Origin of the sequence: Nonomuraea sp. SYSU D8015 (genome assembly GCF_008065375.1) — a bacterium.
In the GTDB taxonomy this organism is placed as follows: domain Bacteria; phylum Actinomycetota; class Actinomycetes; order Streptosporangiales; family Streptosporangiaceae; genus Nonomuraea.
The window spans coordinates 25,515-42,170 of sequence record NZ_VJYI01000028.1; the positions used below are offsets into that span (position 1 = coordinate 25,515).

The 16,656-nt window shown below is 72.6% G+C and carries 13 protein-coding genes; 7 read left to right on the forward strand and 6 right to left on the reverse strand.

Features of this window, described 5'->3' with window-relative positions; all coding sequences use genetic code 11:
* The first annotated feature begins 86 nt into the window (after positions 1-86).
* From ID574_RS50850 to ID574_RS50860, 3 genes are read left to right on the forward strand one after another with little or no spacing between them, the layout of a single operon-like run.
* Positions 87-1,517: a glycosyltransferase 87 family protein gene (locus tag ID574_RS50850; RefSeq protein ID WP_188196391.1), complete on the forward strand. Its 1,431-nt coding sequence runs from the start codon at positions 87-89 to the stop codon at positions 1,515-1,517.
* Positions 1,514-2,638, forward strand: a complete 1,125-nt coding sequence (locus ID574_RS50855; RefSeq protein WP_188196301.1) for an L-talarate/galactarate dehydratase — start codon at positions 1,514-1,516, stop codon at positions 2,636-2,638. Before ID574_RS50850 ends, ID574_RS50855 begins: the two co-directional genes overlap by 4 nt.
* Positions 2,635-3,306 carry a FadR/GntR family transcriptional regulator gene (locus tag ID574_RS50860; RefSeq protein WP_188196302.1) on the forward strand — a complete coding sequence of 224 codons (672 nt, stop codon included), beginning with the start codon at positions 2,635-2,637 and terminating at the stop codon, positions 3,304-3,306. Before ID574_RS50855 ends, ID574_RS50860 begins: the two co-directional genes overlap by 4 nt.
* Before the next feature lie 191 nt (positions 3,307-3,497).
* On the opposite strand, the gene ID574_RS50865 is transcribed toward ID574_RS50860, so the two are convergent.
* The 6 genes from ID574_RS50865 to ID574_RS50890 are packed head-to-tail and all read right to left on the reverse strand — an operon-like array spanning position 3,498 to position 10,127.
* The gene (locus ID574_RS50865; protein WP_188196303.1) at positions 3,498-4,478 is read right to left on the reverse strand and encodes an N-acetylglucosamine kinase; all 981 of its coding nucleotides are present in this window, start codon (positions 4,476-4,478) and stop codon (positions 3,498-3,500) included.
* Positions 4,475-5,737 carry a 6-phospho-beta-glucosidase gene (locus tag ID574_RS50870; RefSeq protein WP_188196304.1) on the reverse strand — a complete coding sequence of 421 codons (1,263 nt, stop codon included), beginning with the start codon at positions 5,735-5,737 and terminating at the stop codon, positions 4,475-4,477. The genes ID574_RS50865 and ID574_RS50870 overlap by 4 nt, the downstream gene beginning before the upstream one ends.
* A complete protein-coding gene (locus ID574_RS50875) occupies positions 5,734-6,630 on the reverse strand; it encodes a carbohydrate ABC transporter permease (RefSeq protein ID WP_188196305.1) in 897 nt (298 codons plus the stop codon). The genes ID574_RS50870 and ID574_RS50875 overlap by 4 nt, the downstream gene beginning before the upstream one ends.
* A complete protein-coding gene (locus ID574_RS50880) occupies positions 6,627-7,565 on the reverse strand; it encodes a carbohydrate ABC transporter permease (protein WP_223167928.1) in 939 nt (312 codons plus the stop codon). The genes ID574_RS50875 and ID574_RS50880 overlap by 4 nt, the downstream gene beginning before the upstream one ends.
* A gap of 2 nt (positions 7,566-7,567) precedes the next feature.
* The gene (locus tag ID574_RS50885) at positions 7,568-8,908 is read right to left on the reverse strand and encodes an ABC transporter substrate-binding protein (RefSeq protein ID WP_188196306.1); all 1,341 of its coding nucleotides are present in this window, start codon (positions 8,906-8,908) and stop codon (positions 7,568-7,570) included.
* A gap of 22 nt (positions 8,909-8,930) precedes the next feature.
* Positions 8,931-10,127, reverse strand: coding sequence for an ROK family transcriptional regulator (locus ID574_RS50890; RefSeq protein ID WP_188196307.1), 1,197 nt, complete (start codon positions 10,125-10,127; stop codon positions 8,931-8,933).
* Positions 10,128-10,461: 334 nt separating this feature from the next.
* Between ID574_RS50890 and ID574_RS50895 the strand changes: the two genes are divergently transcribed.
* From ID574_RS50895 to ID574_RS50910, 4 genes are all read left to right on the forward strand, one after another.
* Complete coding sequence (locus ID574_RS50895; RefSeq protein WP_223167929.1) at positions 10,462-12,663, forward strand: HelD family protein; 2,202 nt, start codon at positions 10,462-10,464, stop codon at positions 12,661-12,663.
* An 864-nt stretch (positions 12,664-13,527) separates the two neighbouring features.
* Entirely contained in the window at positions 13,528-15,192 is a 1,665-nt protein-coding gene (gene lnt, locus ID574_RS50900; RefSeq protein ID WP_223167930.1) for an apolipoprotein N-acyltransferase, read from the forward strand.
* 2 nt (positions 15,193-15,194) lie between these two features.
* A complete protein-coding gene (locus tag ID574_RS50905) occupies positions 15,195-15,944 on the forward strand; it encodes a polyprenol monophosphomannose synthase (protein WP_188196308.1) in 750 nt (249 codons plus the stop codon).
* A 73-nt stretch (positions 15,945-16,017) separates the two neighbouring features.
* Entirely contained in the window at positions 16,018-16,494 is a 477-nt protein-coding gene (locus ID574_RS50910) for an FxsA family protein (protein WP_188196309.1), read from the forward strand.
* Positions 16,495-16,656 lie beyond the last annotated feature (162 nt).

Genomic DNA, 16,656 nt, shown 5'->3' on the forward strand with positions numbered 1-16,656 from the left:
TCATGAGCGTCCGCACCTCTTACGAAGTGCGGACGGAATGGGCCGCAGCCGCCTCCTGGCCGCCGCGCGATGCCACGCTGCACACCATGAACGCCGCACCACGGTCCCGCTCCTCGACGGTCGCCCGGCCGCCGGAGGTGTCATCGGTGCGCCCCGGACGCCGCGCGGGCCTGGCGGCGGCGCTGCTCGCCGCCCAGGTGGCCGTCCTCGCCGTCGTCTTCCGCGCCGCTCCCGACGGGCTGTTCTGGTGGTACGCCGCCGCCTGGGCGCTGTTCGGCGCCGCGGTGTGGGCGCTGCGCGGCGTGCCGGGACCGGCGGCCAGGCGGCTCGTGATGGCGGGGAGCCTGGCCGCGATCGCCACCGGCCTGCTCGGTCCGCCGGCCACCAGCACGGACTCCTTCCGGTACGCCTGGGACGGGCGCGTCCAGTCCGCCGGCCTCTCCCCGTACGACCACGCCCCGGCCGACCCCGCCCTCGCCCACCTGCGCGACCCGTGGCTCTTCCCCGACTGCCGGCAGGGCCGCCTCTACCCGATCGAGGGGGCGTGCACGAGGATCAACCGGCCCACCGTCCACACGATCTACCCGCCGCTGGCGGAGGCGTACTTCCTCCTCGTCGACCGGCTCTCGCCCGAGGGGGCGCGGCACAAGCCGCTGCAGGTGTCCGGCGCGCTGCTGGCCGCGGGCACCACGGCCGCGCTGCTCCTCCTGCTGCGCCGGCGCGACGTCCGGCAGGCGGCGTACTGGGCGTGGTGCCCCGCCGTCCCGATGGAGGCCGTCAACAACGCCCACGTGGACATGCTCGCGGTGGCCGCCGTGGTGCTGGCCCTCGGCACCGCCCGGCGCGGGCTCGGCGCCGGGCGCGGCACGCTCGGCGCCGCCCGTCCAGGGCTCGGCCTCGCCCGGCGCAGATCCGTCGGCCAGGGGGCGCTGCTCGGCGCGGCGGTCGCGGTCAAGCTGGTGCCCGTCGTGGTGGTGCCCGGCGCGCTGTCGGGCGCCCTGTCGAGCGTGCGGGCGGCCCGCCGCGCCCTGTGGACGCTGGTCCCGGCCGGCCTCGTGGTGGCCCTCGCCTACCTGCCGTACATCCTCGCCTCGAGGGGGTCGGTCCTCGGCTACCTGTCCGGCTACCTGACCGAGGAGGGCTACGACGAGGCCGGGGCCCGCGACCGGTACGCGCTGCTGCGCTGGCTGCTGCCCGACTCCTGGGCCCTGCCCGCCGCCCTCGCCGTCCTCACCCTCGTCCTGCTCCACGTCCTCAGGCACGGCGACCCGGAACGCCCCTGGCGCGGCGCGCTCGTGCTGACCGGGGTGGCCTTCCTCGTCCTGACCCCCGGCTACTCGTGGTACGCGCTCCTGGTCGTCGCACTGGCGGCCCTCGACGGCCGCGCGGAGTGGCTCGGCGTCGCCCTGGCGGGGGCCGCCGCGTACCTGACACCGTTCGGCACCGCCGCCTACGCCGCGGCCGCCGCGGTCGCGGCTGGCGCCTGGGTTGTACGACGACATACGATGTCATCATGATGACTTCCGCGGATCGTATCGCCTGGGTGCGCCTGTCCTCCGTCTACCTCCCGCTCGACACGCCCGTCAGCGACGCCAAAGTGCTCACCGGGCGGCAGCGGCCGATGACCGAGATCGCGTTCCTGTTCGCCGAGATCGGCACCGAGCAGGGCCACGAGGGCATCGGGTTCGGCTACTCCAAGCGCGCCGGCGGCCCCGGCCAGTACGCGCACGCGAAGGAGATCGCCAATGACCTGGTCGGCGAGGACCCGAACGACATCGCCCGGCTGTGGGACAAGCTGTGCTGGGCGGGCGCGTCGGTGGGGCGCAGCGGGCTGGCGGTCCAGGCCATCGCCGCGCTCGACATCGCGCTGTGGGACATGAAGGCCAAGCGCGCGGGCCTGCCGCTGGCCAAGCTGCTGGGGGCCCACCGCGACTCCGTACGCTGCTACAACACCTCGGGCGGATTCCTGCACGCGCCCATCGAGCAGGTGCTCGACAACGCCACGGCGGCGCTGGAGCGCGGCATCGCCGGCATCAAGATCAAAGTCGGCCAGCCCGACACCCGGGCGGACCTGGCCAGGGTGAAGGCCGTACGCGAGCACCTAGGCGACGCGGTGCCGCTCATGGTCGACGCCAACCAGCAGTGGGACCGGCCGACCGCCGCCCGGATGGGGCGGGCGCTGGAGGAGTACGGCCTCGTGTGGATCGAGGAGCCGCTGGACGCCTACGACCACAGCGGCCACGCGGCCCTGGCCGCCGCCCTCGACACGCCGATCGCCACCGGCGAGATGCTGACCAGCGTCGCCGAGCACGCCGAGCTCATCAGGGCCAGCGGCGCGGACATCATCCAGCCGGACGCCCCGCGCATCGGCGGCATCACCCCCTTCGTGCGGCTGGCCGCCCTCGCCGAGCACGAGCGGCTGCAGCTGGCGCCGCACTTCGCCATGGAGATCCACCTCCACCTGGCCGCCGCCTACGCGATGGAGCCGTGGGTGGAGCACTTCGAGTGGCTGGAGCCGCTGTTCAACGAGCGGCTGGAGATCCGCGACGGGCGCATGCTCGTGCCGCGGAGGCCGGGGCTCGGCGTCACGATGAGCGAGCAGGCGGTCAAGTGGACCGCGGAGCGGTACGAGACGTGACCAGCCGCACCCAGCAGCTCGTCGACACGCTGACCGCGCGCATCCAGGAAGGCGTGATAAGGCCGGGGGAGCGGCTGCCGACCGAGAGCGACCTGGTGGAGACGTACGGCGTGAGCAGGACCGTCGTGCGCGAGGCCGTCGCGCGGCTCAAGGCGGCCGGGCTGATCGAGACCCAGCACGGGCGGGGCAGCTTCGTGCTGGCCCGCCCGAGCACGACCGGGTTCGACCCCGCGCCGGCCAGGACCCGGCAGGAGGTGCTCGACCTGATCGACTTCCGCATGGGGGTCGAGGTCGAGTCCGCCGGCCTGGCCGCCGCCCGGCGCACCGGCCCCGGGCTGACGGGGCTGCGGGAGGCCCTGGAGAGCTTCGAGTCGGCCGCGGGGCACCCGAGCGCGGCGGTCAACGCCGACTACCGCTTCCACCTGCGGATCGCCCTGGCCACCGGCAACCGGTACTACGCCGACCTGCTCGCCTCCCTGGGCCCGTCGATGATCATCATGCCGCGCGACCGGCTCCAGCCCGGGCGGGAGGACTTCGCCAGGATCGTGGCCGAACACGACAACATCTACACCGCGATCGAACGCCAGGACCCGGATGCGGCCCGCGCCGCCGCCCGCGTCCATCTGTCCAACAGCCGCGCCCGCCTCCTCCGCGACACCCCCGCCTGACGATCACGAGCGCGCCCACCGCCAGCCGGCATGCGACCGACGGCACCGCCCCCAGCTCCGGTGGCGTGGCGGGGCCGGGCACGGCAGGCGTGGGTGCGCCGGCCGGCCCGCCATGGCATCCCACGGCACGGCGCACGCCCGCGCCGGCGGAGCCTGCGACGGCCCCGCATGCAGGCGAGCCCGGCAAGCGGTCAGGGAGCGCCCGCTGGGGCGTAGTGGGCGCGGAGGCGGGTCTTGGCGGACTCGTGGGCGCCGAGGTGGTCGAGGGCGAGCAGGGCGGCGCCCATGACCGGGGGCACGTCGGCCACCACGAGCTCGGCCCGCGGCGCCCGCAGCGCGAACTCCGCGTCCAGCAGCGACGTCAGCAGCGGATCCCGGGCCGTCAGCAGGCCGCCGCCCAGCACCACCTCGACCGGCGTGTCCAGCAGGCCGAGCCGGCGCAGGCAGACCTCGGCCAGCACCGCCACCTCCTCGGCCTGCCGCTCCACCAGCGACCGCGCCACCGCGTCCCCGGCGGAGGCCACCGCGAACACGCCGGGCACCAGCTCGTGCAGCCGCCCCTCGCCCACCCGCCCGAAATGGATCTCCAGCACCAGCTCCTCGACGCTTCGCGTGCCGAATCGGGCGGTGATCAGGCCGGCCAGCGCCGTCGGGACGCCCCGGCCGTCCTCGGCCCGGACGGCGTGCCACAGCGCCTCCTCCGCCAGCCCGTGCCCGCCGCCCCAGTCCCCGCTGAGGCGGCCGAGCGCCGGGAACCGGGCCACCGCGCCGTCGGGGGAGACGCCGACCGCGTTGATGCCCGCCCCGCATACGACGGCCACCCCCCAGGGGGCGGACGCGCCCGCCCGCAGCAGCGCGAACGTGTCGTTGCGCACGGCCACGTCCCCGCCGAACCCCCTGTCGGTGAACTCCTTGGCGAGCGCCGCCTCCTCCACGGGCAGGTCCGCCCCGGCCAGGCAGGCCGACACATGGCCGAACCCGCCCTCGGGCACCCCGCCGAGCGCCGCGACGGCGGCCTCCACCACGCCCACGGCCGCCGCCACCCCCTCCGACTGCGGCGCGAACGGCCCCGCGCGGCCCGTCCCCAGCACCTCGCCGTCCGCCGACAGCAGCACCACGTCCGTCTTGCTGTTGCCGCCGTCCACGGCCAGGGCGACCCTGGAACGCGTCACTCGCCCACCGTCCACGGCAGGTGCTCGCCTCCCGCCTCCAGCAGCAGCCGCGTCAGCTCCTCGGCCGGTTCGTCCTGCCCGATCAGCGGATGGGCGAGCAGGGCGTCGCGCACGCGGTCCGCGCCCCCGTGCAGGGCCGCCTCCAGGGCGAGCGTCTCGTACGCGGACACGTGCGCGATCAACCCGGCGTACAGCGGCTCGACGGCGGGCACGGGCAGCGGCACGGCCCCGCCGGCGCCGACCGCCGCCGGCACCTCGATGACCGCCGCGTCGTCCAGGAACGGCAGCGTGCCGCCGTTGCGGACGTTCACCACCTGGGTGTCGCCCCGGTCGCCGAGCAGTGAGGCGATCAGCGCCACCGCCGCCTCCGAGTAGAAGGCGCCGCCCCGCTGCGACAGCAGCTCCGGCTTGGTGACCACGGACGGGTCGGCGTACATCTCCAGCAGCCGCGCCTCCATCCCCGCCACCTCGGCCGCCCGCGACGGTTTCGTGCGCTGCTCGCGCACCACCGCGTCGTGCGCGTAGAAGTAGCGCAGGTAGTAGGACGGCACCACGCCGAGGCGCTCCAGCAGCCCCGGCCGCAGACCGAGGCTGTCGGCGATCTCCTGGCCGTGCTCGGCGAGCAGGGCGGGGAGCACGTCCTCGCCGTCCAGGTAGACGGCGCGCTCCCAGGTCAGATGGTTGAGCCCGACGTGGCCGAGCGACACCCGCGACGGGTCGGCGCCGAGCCAGGCGGCGAAGCGGCGCTGGAAGCCGATCGCGACGTTGCACAGCCCGATCGCCCGGTGCCCGGCGTCGAGCAGCGCCCGGGTGACGATGCCGACGGGGTTGGTGAAGTCCACGATCCAGGCGTCCGGCGCGTGCTCCCGTACGAGCGAGGCGATCTCCAGCACGACCGGGACCGTGCGCAGCGCCTTGGCCAGCCCGCCCGCGCCCGTCGTCTCCTGCCCCACGCAGCCGCACCGCAGCGGCACCGTCTCGTCCAGCTCGCGGGCGGCCTGACCGCCCACCCTGAGCTGGAACAGCACCACCTGCGCCCCCGCCACGCCCTCGGCCACCGACGAGGTGGCCACCACCCGCGCCGGATGCCCGGCGTGCGCCAGCATGCGCCGCGACACCCCGGCCACCAGGCCGAGCCGCGCGGCGTCGGGATCGATGAGGGCGATCTCCGTCACCGGCAACTCCTCGCGCAGCCGCGCGAACCCGTCGACCAGCTCCGGCGTGTACGTCGAGCCGCCCCCGACCACGGCCAGTTTCAACCCTTCACTCCCGTCAATGTCACGCCCTCGATGAACACCTTCTGGGCGAAGAAGAACACGATGATCACCGGTGCCGTCACCAGGAGGGTGGCGGCCATGGTGAGGTTCCACTGCACGCTGTGGAACGCCTTGAACGTCGCCAGCCCGAGCGACAGCGTCAGATTCTCCTGCTCGACGCCGGCGTACAGCAGCGGCCCGTAGTAATCGTTCCAGCAGTAGAAGAACTGGAACAGGGCCACCGCCGCGATCGCCGGCCGCGCCATCGGCAACACCACCCTGACCAGGGTCCGGAAGTCCGAGCAGCCGTCCACCTTGGCCGCGTCGGTGTAGTCGCGCGGGATCGTCACCAGGAACTGGCGCAGCAGGAAGATGGAGAACGCGTCCCCGAGCAGCAGCGGCAGGATCAGCGGCCACAGGCTGTCGGTCAGCCCCAGCCGTGCCCACACCAGATAGATCGGCACCGCCACGACCTGCGGCGGCAGCATCATCGTGGAGATCACCACGAGGAAGGCCGCCCGCCGGCCCCGGAACCGGAACCTGGCCAGCGCGTACGCCACCGGCACCGACGACACCAGCGTGAACAGGGTGCCCAGGCCCGCGTACAGCAGCGTGTTCGCCGCCCACCGCAGCAGCCGCGACTTCTCGAACACCTCGGCGAAGTTGTCCCAGTTCCAGCTCCGCGGCCACAGCTCGCTGGTCAGCGCCTGCTGATCGGTCATCAGCGCGGTCAGCGCGATGAACCCCACCGGCGCCAGGAACATCAGCGCCAGCGCGACGGCCAGCGCGTGCGTGGCGATCCACAGCAGCAGCCTGCGCCTGCGGGCGCCGGTCCCACGGCGGCGCGCGTGCCGGGCGAGGGCCTGCGGCGTGGGGGCGGTGATCGTGGCGCTCATGAGGCCTCCTCCGCCCGGCGGAACTGCCGCAGCAGGATCAACGTGAAGATCATCGAGGTGCCGAACAGCAGCAGCGCCAGCACGCACGCGTACCCCATGGAGTAGTCGCGGAAGCCCACCTGGAACAGCCACTGCGGCAGCGTGAGCAGCGACTCGTCCGGGTAGCCGGGGCTGAAGCTGCTGCCGGGCGAGTCGGTCGAGCCCTGGGCGACCCGGGAGGCGATCATGGCCTGGGAGAAGTACTGCAGGGCGTAGATGACATTCGTGACCAGGGCGAACATCAGCACCGGCGCGATCGTCGGCAACGTGACGCTGCGGAACTGCCGCCAGGGGCCCGCGCCGTCGATGGCGGCGGCCTCGTACAGATGCCGGGGCACGTCGAGCAGCGCCGCCATGAAGATCACCATGAGCTGGCCGCAGCCCCACAACCCCAGCAGCGTCAGGCTCGGCTTGGACCAGGCCGGGTCCCCGAACCAGTCGGGGCCGCGGATGCCGATCAGGGACAGCAGGTGGTTCACCGGCCCGGTGGCCGGGTTCAGCAGGAACACGAACGTGATCGTGCCCGCGGTCATCGGCACCAGCGACGGCAGGTAGAAGATCGTGCGCAGCAGGCTCACACCCGCCTTCAGCCGGATCACCAGCTGGGCGAGGGCGAGGGAGAACAGCACGGTCGCCGGGACCATGAAGGCCACCAGCCACAGCGTGTTCCTCGCCGACGCCGCCACGCGCGCGTCCTGGAACAGGTAGCGGTAGTTGTCCAGGCCGATGAACTCGAGGGTGTACATGTCGTAGCGGTGGAAGGAGAAGTACACCGTGGAGATCAGCGGGTAGATGAAGAAGATCGACACGCCGGCGATCCACGGCGACAGCCAGGCGAGGGCGCGCAGGCCCTCGCCGCGCCGCCATCGCGGCGGCGCGGCGGGGAGGGAGGTCACGATCAGCCTCCGGACAGCTTGAGCTTGTCGTTGATCTGCTTGTCGACGTCCTTGAGCCCGGCGTCCAGGTCCGTCACCGAGCCCTTCTCCCACTTGGTCATGAACTGGCTCATGACCTCCTGGTTGAAGACGCTGTTCACAGTCGCCGGCAGAGTCGTGGTCTTCGGGTGGGCGAAGATGTCGAGGAACGTCTTGAAGTTGTCGTCCTTGGCCAGGTCGGGCGACTCCATCGACGCCTTGGTGGTGGGGACGTTGCGCAGCGCGTTCGACAGCGTCACCAGCGACGTGGTGTCGGTGGTCAGATACTTGATCAGCTCCCAGGCGTGCTGCGGGTGCTTGGCGCCCTTCGGCACGCCGATCACGGTGCCGGCGGTGAAGCCGCTGCCGTACAGGTCGGGCTTGTCGTCGGCGACGGGCAGGGGAGCGGTGCCGTAGTCAAGGCCCTTGGCGTCGTTGGCGATCATGGCGTTGCGCCACTCGCCGTCCAGGATCATGGCCACCTTGCCGTGGTAGAACGGGTGCTCGGCGCTCCACTCGTCGCCCAGGCTCTTGCGGAACTTGTCGAGCTTGGCGTAGCCGAACCAGTCGACCAGCTCCTTCTGCCAGGTCAGCAGCTGCTTCCAGGCCGGGTCGGAGCCGATGGCCGAGGTGCCGTCGTCGTTGTACCACTTGGCGCCCACCATGGGGCCGAGGTGGCTCGGGCTGTTCTCGTAGTACTGCACGCTCGGGATGAAGCCGGCCACCTTGATGTCGCCGTTCGCGTCCCTGACGGTGAGCTTCTTGGCCAGCTCCGTCAGCTCGCCGAGCGTTTTGGGCGGCTGCTCGCCCTTCATGAGCGCCTTGTTGTAGTAGAGGCCGTAGGCGTCGGCGAGCAGCGGCAGCGTGCACTGCTTGCCCTCGAAGGCGGTGTAGGAACGTGCCACTGCCGGAAGCACCGACACATCGATGCCGTCCTGCTCGATCACCGGCGTGAGGTCCTGGAACGCTCCCGACCTGCACCATTGTGCGACGTTGTCGGTCGTGAACGAGGCGGCGACGTCGGGGGCGTTGCCGCCGCGGATGGCCTGGGTGATCTGGTCGTCCTGCACGCCCTTGGTGGCTTTGACGGTGATCTGGGGGAACTTCTTGTTGAACCCGGCGATCGCGTCCTCGAACGCCTTGACCTCGGCGTCGGTGGAGAAGCCGTGCCACAGCTCGATCGTGGCGGCCGGGAGGGCCTGCGAGGCGGATCCTGAGGGTTTGGGCTGGGCGCCGAGCGACGGCCCGGCCTCCTTGCCTGCGGTGCAGGCGGTCAGCGCGGAGCCGAGAAGGGCCGCGGCGACCGCCAGGGGGACGAAGCGCACGGGGGGTGCCTCCTGCCTGGGATCAGGTGGGAACGGTTGAGCTGAAGACCTCCTCGCGCACGGTGTCGAGGGCGAGGTCGAGCGCGCCGGCCAGGACCGGGTTGCCCTCGACGCTCGACAGGCGCACGCGGGGTCGCGGAATGGTGAGCGCGTGCAGCTCGTGCTCGACGAGCTCGCGCAGGGTCTCGCCGCCGGACAGCACCACGCCGCCGGTCAGCACGATGAGTCCGGGGTCGACGACGGAGGTGATGGCGGCCAGGCCCACGGCCAGGCGGGCGGCGATGTCGCGCAGCCCGGCCCTGGCGTCGTCGGCCTTCTGTCCGGTGCCCGCGGCCGTGCGCACGGCGTTGGCGACGGCCTGGCGGAAGTCGGCGCCGCGCACGCCGTACGAGCGCAGCAGTTTGAGCACGTACGGGCCGCCGGCGAGCGCCTGGTAGCCGTGGTTGGCGTAGCGGCCGGCCTCGCGGGCCGTCGGCGCGCCCGGGGTGGGCATGTAGCCCACCTCGCCCGCGCCGCCGGTCGCGCCCCGGTGGATGCGCCCGCCCAGGACGACGGCCGAGCCGATGCCCTCGTCCGCCCACAGCAGCACGAAGTCCTGGCTGTCCTGGGCGGCGCCGTGCGCCTGTTCGGCGAGCGCGACGAGGTTGACGTTGTTCTCGACGTCGACCGGCACGCCCAGCCCGGCGCTGAGGGTGGGCACCAGGTCGGGGATCTGCCAGCCGGGCACGTCCTTGGCGGCGGCGTACCCGAGCCGGCCGGTGGTCGGGTCGATGGCGGCCTGCACGCCGATCACGACCCGGCGCAGCTTGTCGGGCGGGTCCGCGCCCAGCAGCGCCGTGTTGAGCCGGTCGACGAGCTCGCCGTGGGGGCGGCGCGGCGTCGGCAGGGTGTGCTCGCCGACGATCGTGCCGGTGATGTCGGCGATCTTGGCCTCGATGCGGTCGGGGGTGACGTCGAGCGCGCCCACGTACGCCGCCGCCGGGTTGATCCGGTAGACCTCCGCCGTACGCCCGGGCAGGCCCTCCCTGATGCCGTCGAGCACCACCAGCCCCGCCTCCTGCAGGCGGGCGAGGAGCTGGGAGGCCGTCGGCTTGGACAGGCCGGTGAGCGCGCCGATCTCGGGGCGCGTCAGCGGGCCGCGTTCGAGGAGGGCCTGCAATGCGGCGCGATCGTTGATGGCGCGTAGCAGACTGGGTGTCCCCGGCACCGGACCGCTCACGGTGTCTCCTTCACTTGCAGTTAGGAAACTTTCCTAACTCGGGATGACCATAGGGAGGCTCGGTGGAGATGGTCAAGGGGTGAAACGAAGACGTAACCGAATGCCATGGAATGGCTCATGGAAAGGAGGAAAGCGAGCGGAGTACCTCAACAGGCATGCTAATGTCGTCGTTTGTCGTAACAACAAGCAGAATGGCCCGGAGTGTCCCATTAACCACATTAATGGTCAGGCGGCAACTCGTCAAACGGAGCTCGCCAGGGAGCAGACGTACGTCACGCGGCTCTACGACCGCCTCGACACGCTGCGCGAGCGCACCCAGCACCAGCTCAAGGAGGTGCTGGCCACGGGCGCCGTCGGCACGATGCAGAACAGGTCCGAGCGCGACACCTTCGCCGACATGTACGCCGCCCGGCTCGCGCGGCTGTGGGCGGTCGAGCGCGGCCTGGTTTTCGGACGGCTGGATCACGTCGAGGAGGGCCGGCTCTACATCGGCAAGCTCGGCCTCACCGACGACGACCAGCGGCGCCTGCTCATCGACTGGCGCGCCCCGGTGGCGCAGCCGTTCTACCGCGCCACCCCGGCCGCCCCGATGGGCGTCACCCGGCGACGCCACCTGCAGACCAAGGGCCGCACGGTCGTCGGCGTCGACGACGACCTGCTCGACCTCGACTCGCTCAGCGACGACGACCGCGCCACGCTCAACGGCGAGGCCGCGCTCCTGGCCGCGCTCGACGAGCAGCGCACCGGGCGCATGCGCGACATCGTCGCCACCATCCAGGGCGAGCAGGACCGCGTCATCCGCAGCGACCTGCGCGGTGTCCTGGTCGTCCAGGGCGGCCCCGGCACCGGCAAGACCGTCGTGGCCCTGCACCGCGCCGCCTACCTCCTCTACACCCACCGGGAGCGGCTGGAGCGCCGCGGCGTGCTCATCCTCGGCCCCAACCTCACCTTCCTGCGCTACATCGAGCAGGTCCTGCCCTCGCTCGGCGAGACCGACGTGCTGCTGTCCACGGTCGGCGAGCTGTACCCCGGGGTGACCGCCACCGTCAGGGAACGGCCCGAGGTGGCCGCGCTCAAGGGCGACCTGCGCATGGCCGACGTGATCGCCAAGGCCGTGCGCGACCGGCAGAAGGTGCCGCGCCAGCCCATCGAGCTCACCGTCGGCCGCGTCACGCTCACCGTCGACCGCTCCATGCTCGAGGCGGCGAAGAACAAGGCCGCCCGCTCGCGCCGCCCGCACAACCAGGCCCGCGCCGTGTTCGTCAGGTCGCTGCTCAACGCGCTGGCCAGGCAGCAGGCCCGCAAGATCGGCAAGGGGCTCATCGACGAGGAGGAGCTGGCCGACCTGCGCGAGGAGCTGCGTACCGAGCCGGTGGTCAAGGCCGCGCTCAACCGGCTGTGGCCGTACCTGACGCCGCAGCGGCTGCTGCTCGGCCTGTACGGCTCGCCGGAGCGGCTCGCGTACGCGGCCTCCGCCCTGAGCCCGGAGGAGCGCGCCCTGCTGCGGCGGGACGGCGCTCGCCTCGGCGAGTGGACCGAGTCCGACGTGCCGCTGCTGGACGAGGCCGCCGAGCTGCTCGGTGAGATCGACGAGCAGGTGCTGCGCGCCAGCGCCCTGCAGGCCGAGGAGGAGCTGGCCGCCGCCCGCCAGGCCGAGGAGCACCAGCGGGAGGCCGAGCTCGCCTACGCCCGCGAGGTGCTGGAGCTGACGGGCCTGTCCGACGTCATGGAGGCCGAGCGGCTGGCCGAGCGCCAGCGCGGCGAGGGGCCCTATCTGACCACCGCGGAGCGTGCCGCCGCCGACCGCACCTGGGCCTACGGTCACGTGATCGTGGACGAGGCGCAGGAGCTGTCGCCGATGGCCTGGCGGGCGGTCATGCGCCGCTGCCCCACCCGGTCGATGACGATCGTCGGCGACATCGCCCAGACCGGCTCGGCGGCCGGGGCTCGGTCGTGGGCGGAGGTCCTCGACCCGTACGTCGCCGGGCGCTGGCGCCAGGAGCGGCTCACCGTCAACTACCGCACCCCGGTCGAGCTGATGGCGGTGGCCGCCCGCGTGCTGGCCACCATCGACCCCGCGCTGGAGGCTCCGGCGTCCGTGCGCGAGCTCGGCGTGGAGCCGTGGTCGGCGCCGCTGTCGGCGCTGCCCGAGCTGGCCAAGGCCGAGGTCGGCGAGGGCGGCAAGGTCGCCGTCGTGGTGCCCGACGCGCTGCTGCCGCAGCTGGGATCGCAGGTCGTGGCGGCCGTGGCCGGCGCGGTGGTGGTCGAGCCCGGGGCGGGGCGGTCGAAGGGGGCCGAGGCCCTGGACGCGCCGGTGGCCGTCATGGGGGTGACCGACGCCAAGGGGCTGGAGTTCGACTCCGTGATCGTGGCCGAGCCCGACCTCATCGCCGCCCAGTCGCCACGGGGGCCCAGCGACCTGTATGTTGCTCTTACCCGCGCCACACAACGGCTCGGCGTCGTCCACGAGCGGCCGCTGTCGCCTGCCCTCGAGGGCTTGCCAAGCCGCTCGACGGCTCCCGCAAATGGGCTTTGATCTGCTTTGCGGCAGGCGGTCGCGCATGTCCTACCTGCGGAAACTTGATGTTTCTGCTGATCGGGACACGGTTGACATCTGAGGTGGAGTCGGTAGTTTGCTGCGCAGTCCAGCACGGGACTTGGCCGGTTGGCCGTCTCTGACATCGCCGGATCCTGCGTCCGTGACGGAGCGTGGCTTCGTCCACACAGCCAGGTGCAGGGCCGTCGGTCCGTCGAGTCGGGGCACCCCAACCGGGCGGGGGGTTGGACCCGGGACGGGCCCGGGAGCCCAGTAGACAACGGAATTCCGCGCTCGCCGCCGACGAGACGGGTCCGGTCCGAAGGGTTTCCGGGCCCTCTTCCCGCTCTCGTGCGCAGGACCGGCAGTGCGCCGGGTGGTCCCGCCGGTCGCGGGATCACCCTGCCGCGCTCGTTCGTCTCCCTCTTCCGAACGCCCTAATCTGATCTTCCACGGCCCGCGCTGGCATGAGCGCGGCCCTGGGGCGGTAGCGTTTTCGCAAGCAGGCGTTCGAGGTGGCGAGGAGATCCCGGAGTGGTTCAGGACAGAACGAGCCTACCGCCCACAACGGGCCGCGGCTCGGACGGTGCGCCGCGCACGCCCTCCGGCCTGTCGCCCGCCGCCGATGGCCTGCTTCCCGAGCCCGCCCTGCCCGGCCCTTTCACGCCCGAGCCGCCGACGTCCGCCGCCGGCACAGGACAGGCGGCTGGGTCCGCGCCTGACGCGCCGCCCGCCGACAGGCCGTCGACGTCCGCATCCGGCGCGCCGGAGGGTGACGGCACATCGGGGTCCGCCACGCCGTCCGTGTCAGACACGCCGCCTGCGAAGACCGCGCCTATCCTTGGCACGTCGCCTGCGGAGGTCGTGCAGGCATCCGACACGGCGGCGGCGGCTGGGGACGAGGTGTCGGGCAGGGCGGCGGCTGAGGACGAGGTGTCGGGCGGTGTGGCCGCGCCACTGGCCGGTGGCGGCGATGCGCCGCCCGCGCCCCGGACCGCAGGTGACGGGTCCGGGCGGGAGTCGCGGAAGACGGTGGTCGCGCGGGCGGCGGCGGCCGTGGCCGGCGGGATCGCGTTGTTCCTGTCATTCCCGCCGCTCGGCTGGTGGCTGTGCGCCCCCCTCGGCATCGCCCTGATCACCGGCTCCCTCTACGGCGCCCGCCCCGGACGGGCCGCCTGGCTCGGCTACCTCGGCGCCGCGGTGTTCCTGTTCCCCGCCCTCGCCTGGGTGCGCACCATCGGCGACGACGTCTGGTTCATGCTGGTCGGCGTCGAGAGCCTGTTCTACGCCGCCATGGCCGCCCTGGCCGCGCTCGTGTTCCGGCTCCCCGGATGGCCGGTCTGGTTCGGCTGCCTGTGGGTGGCCATGGAGTGGGCCCGCGGCCTGGTGCCCATCGGCGGGTTCCCGTGGGCGCGGGTGGCCTTCAGCCAGGGCGAGTCGCTGTTCACCGAATACGCCGCGCTCGGCGGCGCGCCGCTGGTGTCGTTCGCCGTCGCCCTGTGCGGCGCGTTGCTGGCCCACGCCGTCCTCGTACGGAGCCGTGGCTGGCACAGGGCGGTGCCGGTGGCGGCGGCGCTGGCCGTGCCCCTGCTCACCCTGGCGATCCCGCGGCCGGGCGACGAGGGCCGCAGCGTCAACATCGGCATCGTGCAGGGCAACGTCCCCGGCCGGGGCATGTACGCCCTCGGCGACGAGCCCGCCGTCGTGCTGAAGAACCACGCCAACGAGACCAAACGCCTGGCCCAGGCCGTACGTGAGGGCAAGCTCCCCAAACCGGACATCGTCGTGCTGCCGGAGAACTCCACCGACATCGATCCCTACAGCGACGAGTTCGCCCGCCAGATCATCCAGGACTCCGTACGCGACGTCGGCGTGCCCACGCTCGTCGGCGCCGTCGTGGCGATCGGCGACGACGAGCGCGCCACCCGCAGCCTGGTGTGGGACCCGGTGACAGGCCCGGGCGCTTATTACGACAAGCAGAACCTCGTGCCGTTCGGCGAGTACACCCCGTTCAAGGAGATCGTGCTGGCCCTGTGGGAGCGGGCGAGCCTGGTCGGCAGGCAGTCGGTCGCCGGCACCAAGCCGGGGGACCTGAAGCTGGGGCCGGTGACGATCGGCGCGGTCAACTGCTACGAGGTGGCCTACGACGGCACCGTGCGCGGCACCGTGCGCGCCGGCGGCACTCCGCTCGTGGTGCAGACCAACAACGCCAGCTACGCCCTGTCCAACCTGCCGCCGCAGCAGCTGGCGATGTCGCAGCTGCGCGCCGTCGAGCACAACAGGGCCGTGGTGACCGCCGCCACCACGGGGATCTCGGCATACGTCACGCCTGACGGTAAGGTCTCCTGGCAGACTCGCGAACTGGTCGCGGACATGAACGTGGTGAAGGTGCCCGTACGCACCCAGGAAACGCTCGCCACCAAGGTGGGGGCGCTGCCTGAGTGGGCATTGATGACGATGGGAGCGATGGCCGTCGGAGTCGCCGCATGGGGTGGCAGGCGGCGAGGCGACCGGGTGAGGAGCGACTGATCATGGAGACTCTCGGCCGGGTGCTCGTCGTCGTCCCGACCTACAACGAGCGCGACAACCTGCCCCTGATCGTCGGGCGGGTCCGCGCCGCGGTGCCAGACGCCCACCTGCTCGTGGCCGACGACAACAGCCCCGACGGCACCGGCGAGGTCGCCGACGAGCTGGCCGCCGCCGACGACCACGTGCACGTGCTGCACCGGCCCGGCAAGCAGGGCCTCGGCGCGGCCTACATCGCCGGCTTCCGCTGGGGGCTGGACGCGGGCTACGACGTGCTGGTGGAGATGGACGCCGACGGCTCACACCAGCCGGAGGAGCTGCCCAAGCTGCTGGAGGCGCTGGCCGACGGCGCCGACCTGGCGATCGGGTCGCGGTACGTGCCCGGCGGCAAGATCGTCAACTGGCCGCACCGGCGGGAGCTGCTGTCCAAGGGGGCCAACGTCTACACGCGCGTCATGCTCGGCCTGCCGGTGCGCGACGCGACCGCCGGGTTCCGCGCCTACCGCGCCGCCACGCTGGAGAAGGTGGGCCTGTCGGGCGTGGAGTCGCAGGGCTACTGCTTCCAGGTCGACCTGACGCTGCGCACCTCCCGGCACGGGCTGCGGGTGGTGGAGGTGCCGATCACGTTCGTGGAGCGGACGGTGGGCAAGAGCAAGATGAGCGGCAAGGTCATGTCCGAGGCGCTGTGGCGGATTGGCCTGTGGGGCATCACCGGCCTGCCCAAGCGCCTGCGCCGCAAAGGCGAGCACGGATAGGCGCGGAGAGGAACGCTCGCGGCGCTCCGGGCGTTGTTCCTGGCGTACGCGCGTGTGCGGAATCGAGGAAACGATGCGGCTCCTGCTCTTCCTGGCCTTCCTGGTCGTCCCCGTCCTGGAGATCTGGCTGCTGATCCAGGTCGGCTCCGTGATCGGCGGGCCCGCGACCGTGGCCGTGCTGATCGCCGACAGCCTGCTGGGCGCGTGGATCGTGCGCCGTGAGGGGCGCCGGGCCTGGCGGGCGCTGCAGGAGGCGCTGCAGTCCGGCCGGATGCCCAACCGCGAGCTGGCCGACGGCGGCCTGGTGCTGGTGGGCGGGGCGCTGCTGCTGACCCCGGGGTTCTTCACCGACGTGGTCGGGTTCTTGTGCGTGCTGCCGTTCACCCGGCCGTTGATGCGCCGCCTGGGCGCGTGGTTCTTCGAGCGCAGGGTCAAGAAGCTGGCGGCCGCCTCGCCGTACGCGAACCTCTTCCCGCCGCAGCCCGGCGCCGACGCCCCGCACGGCGGCCGTGTCGTGCACGGCGAGGTCATCCGCGAGGACCGCGACTAACCCCATCCTCCGCTCCTCGGCCCCGACAGCCATCGCAGCTTCCGCCGTCCCGGCATTCGCAGCCGTAGCGCTCGCTCGGTGCCCTCACCCCGTGCGGGGCGCTCAGACGGCCCGTCCGGGCGCCTGCGGCCACTGCGCACTGGACGATGGCGGCTGGAGGCA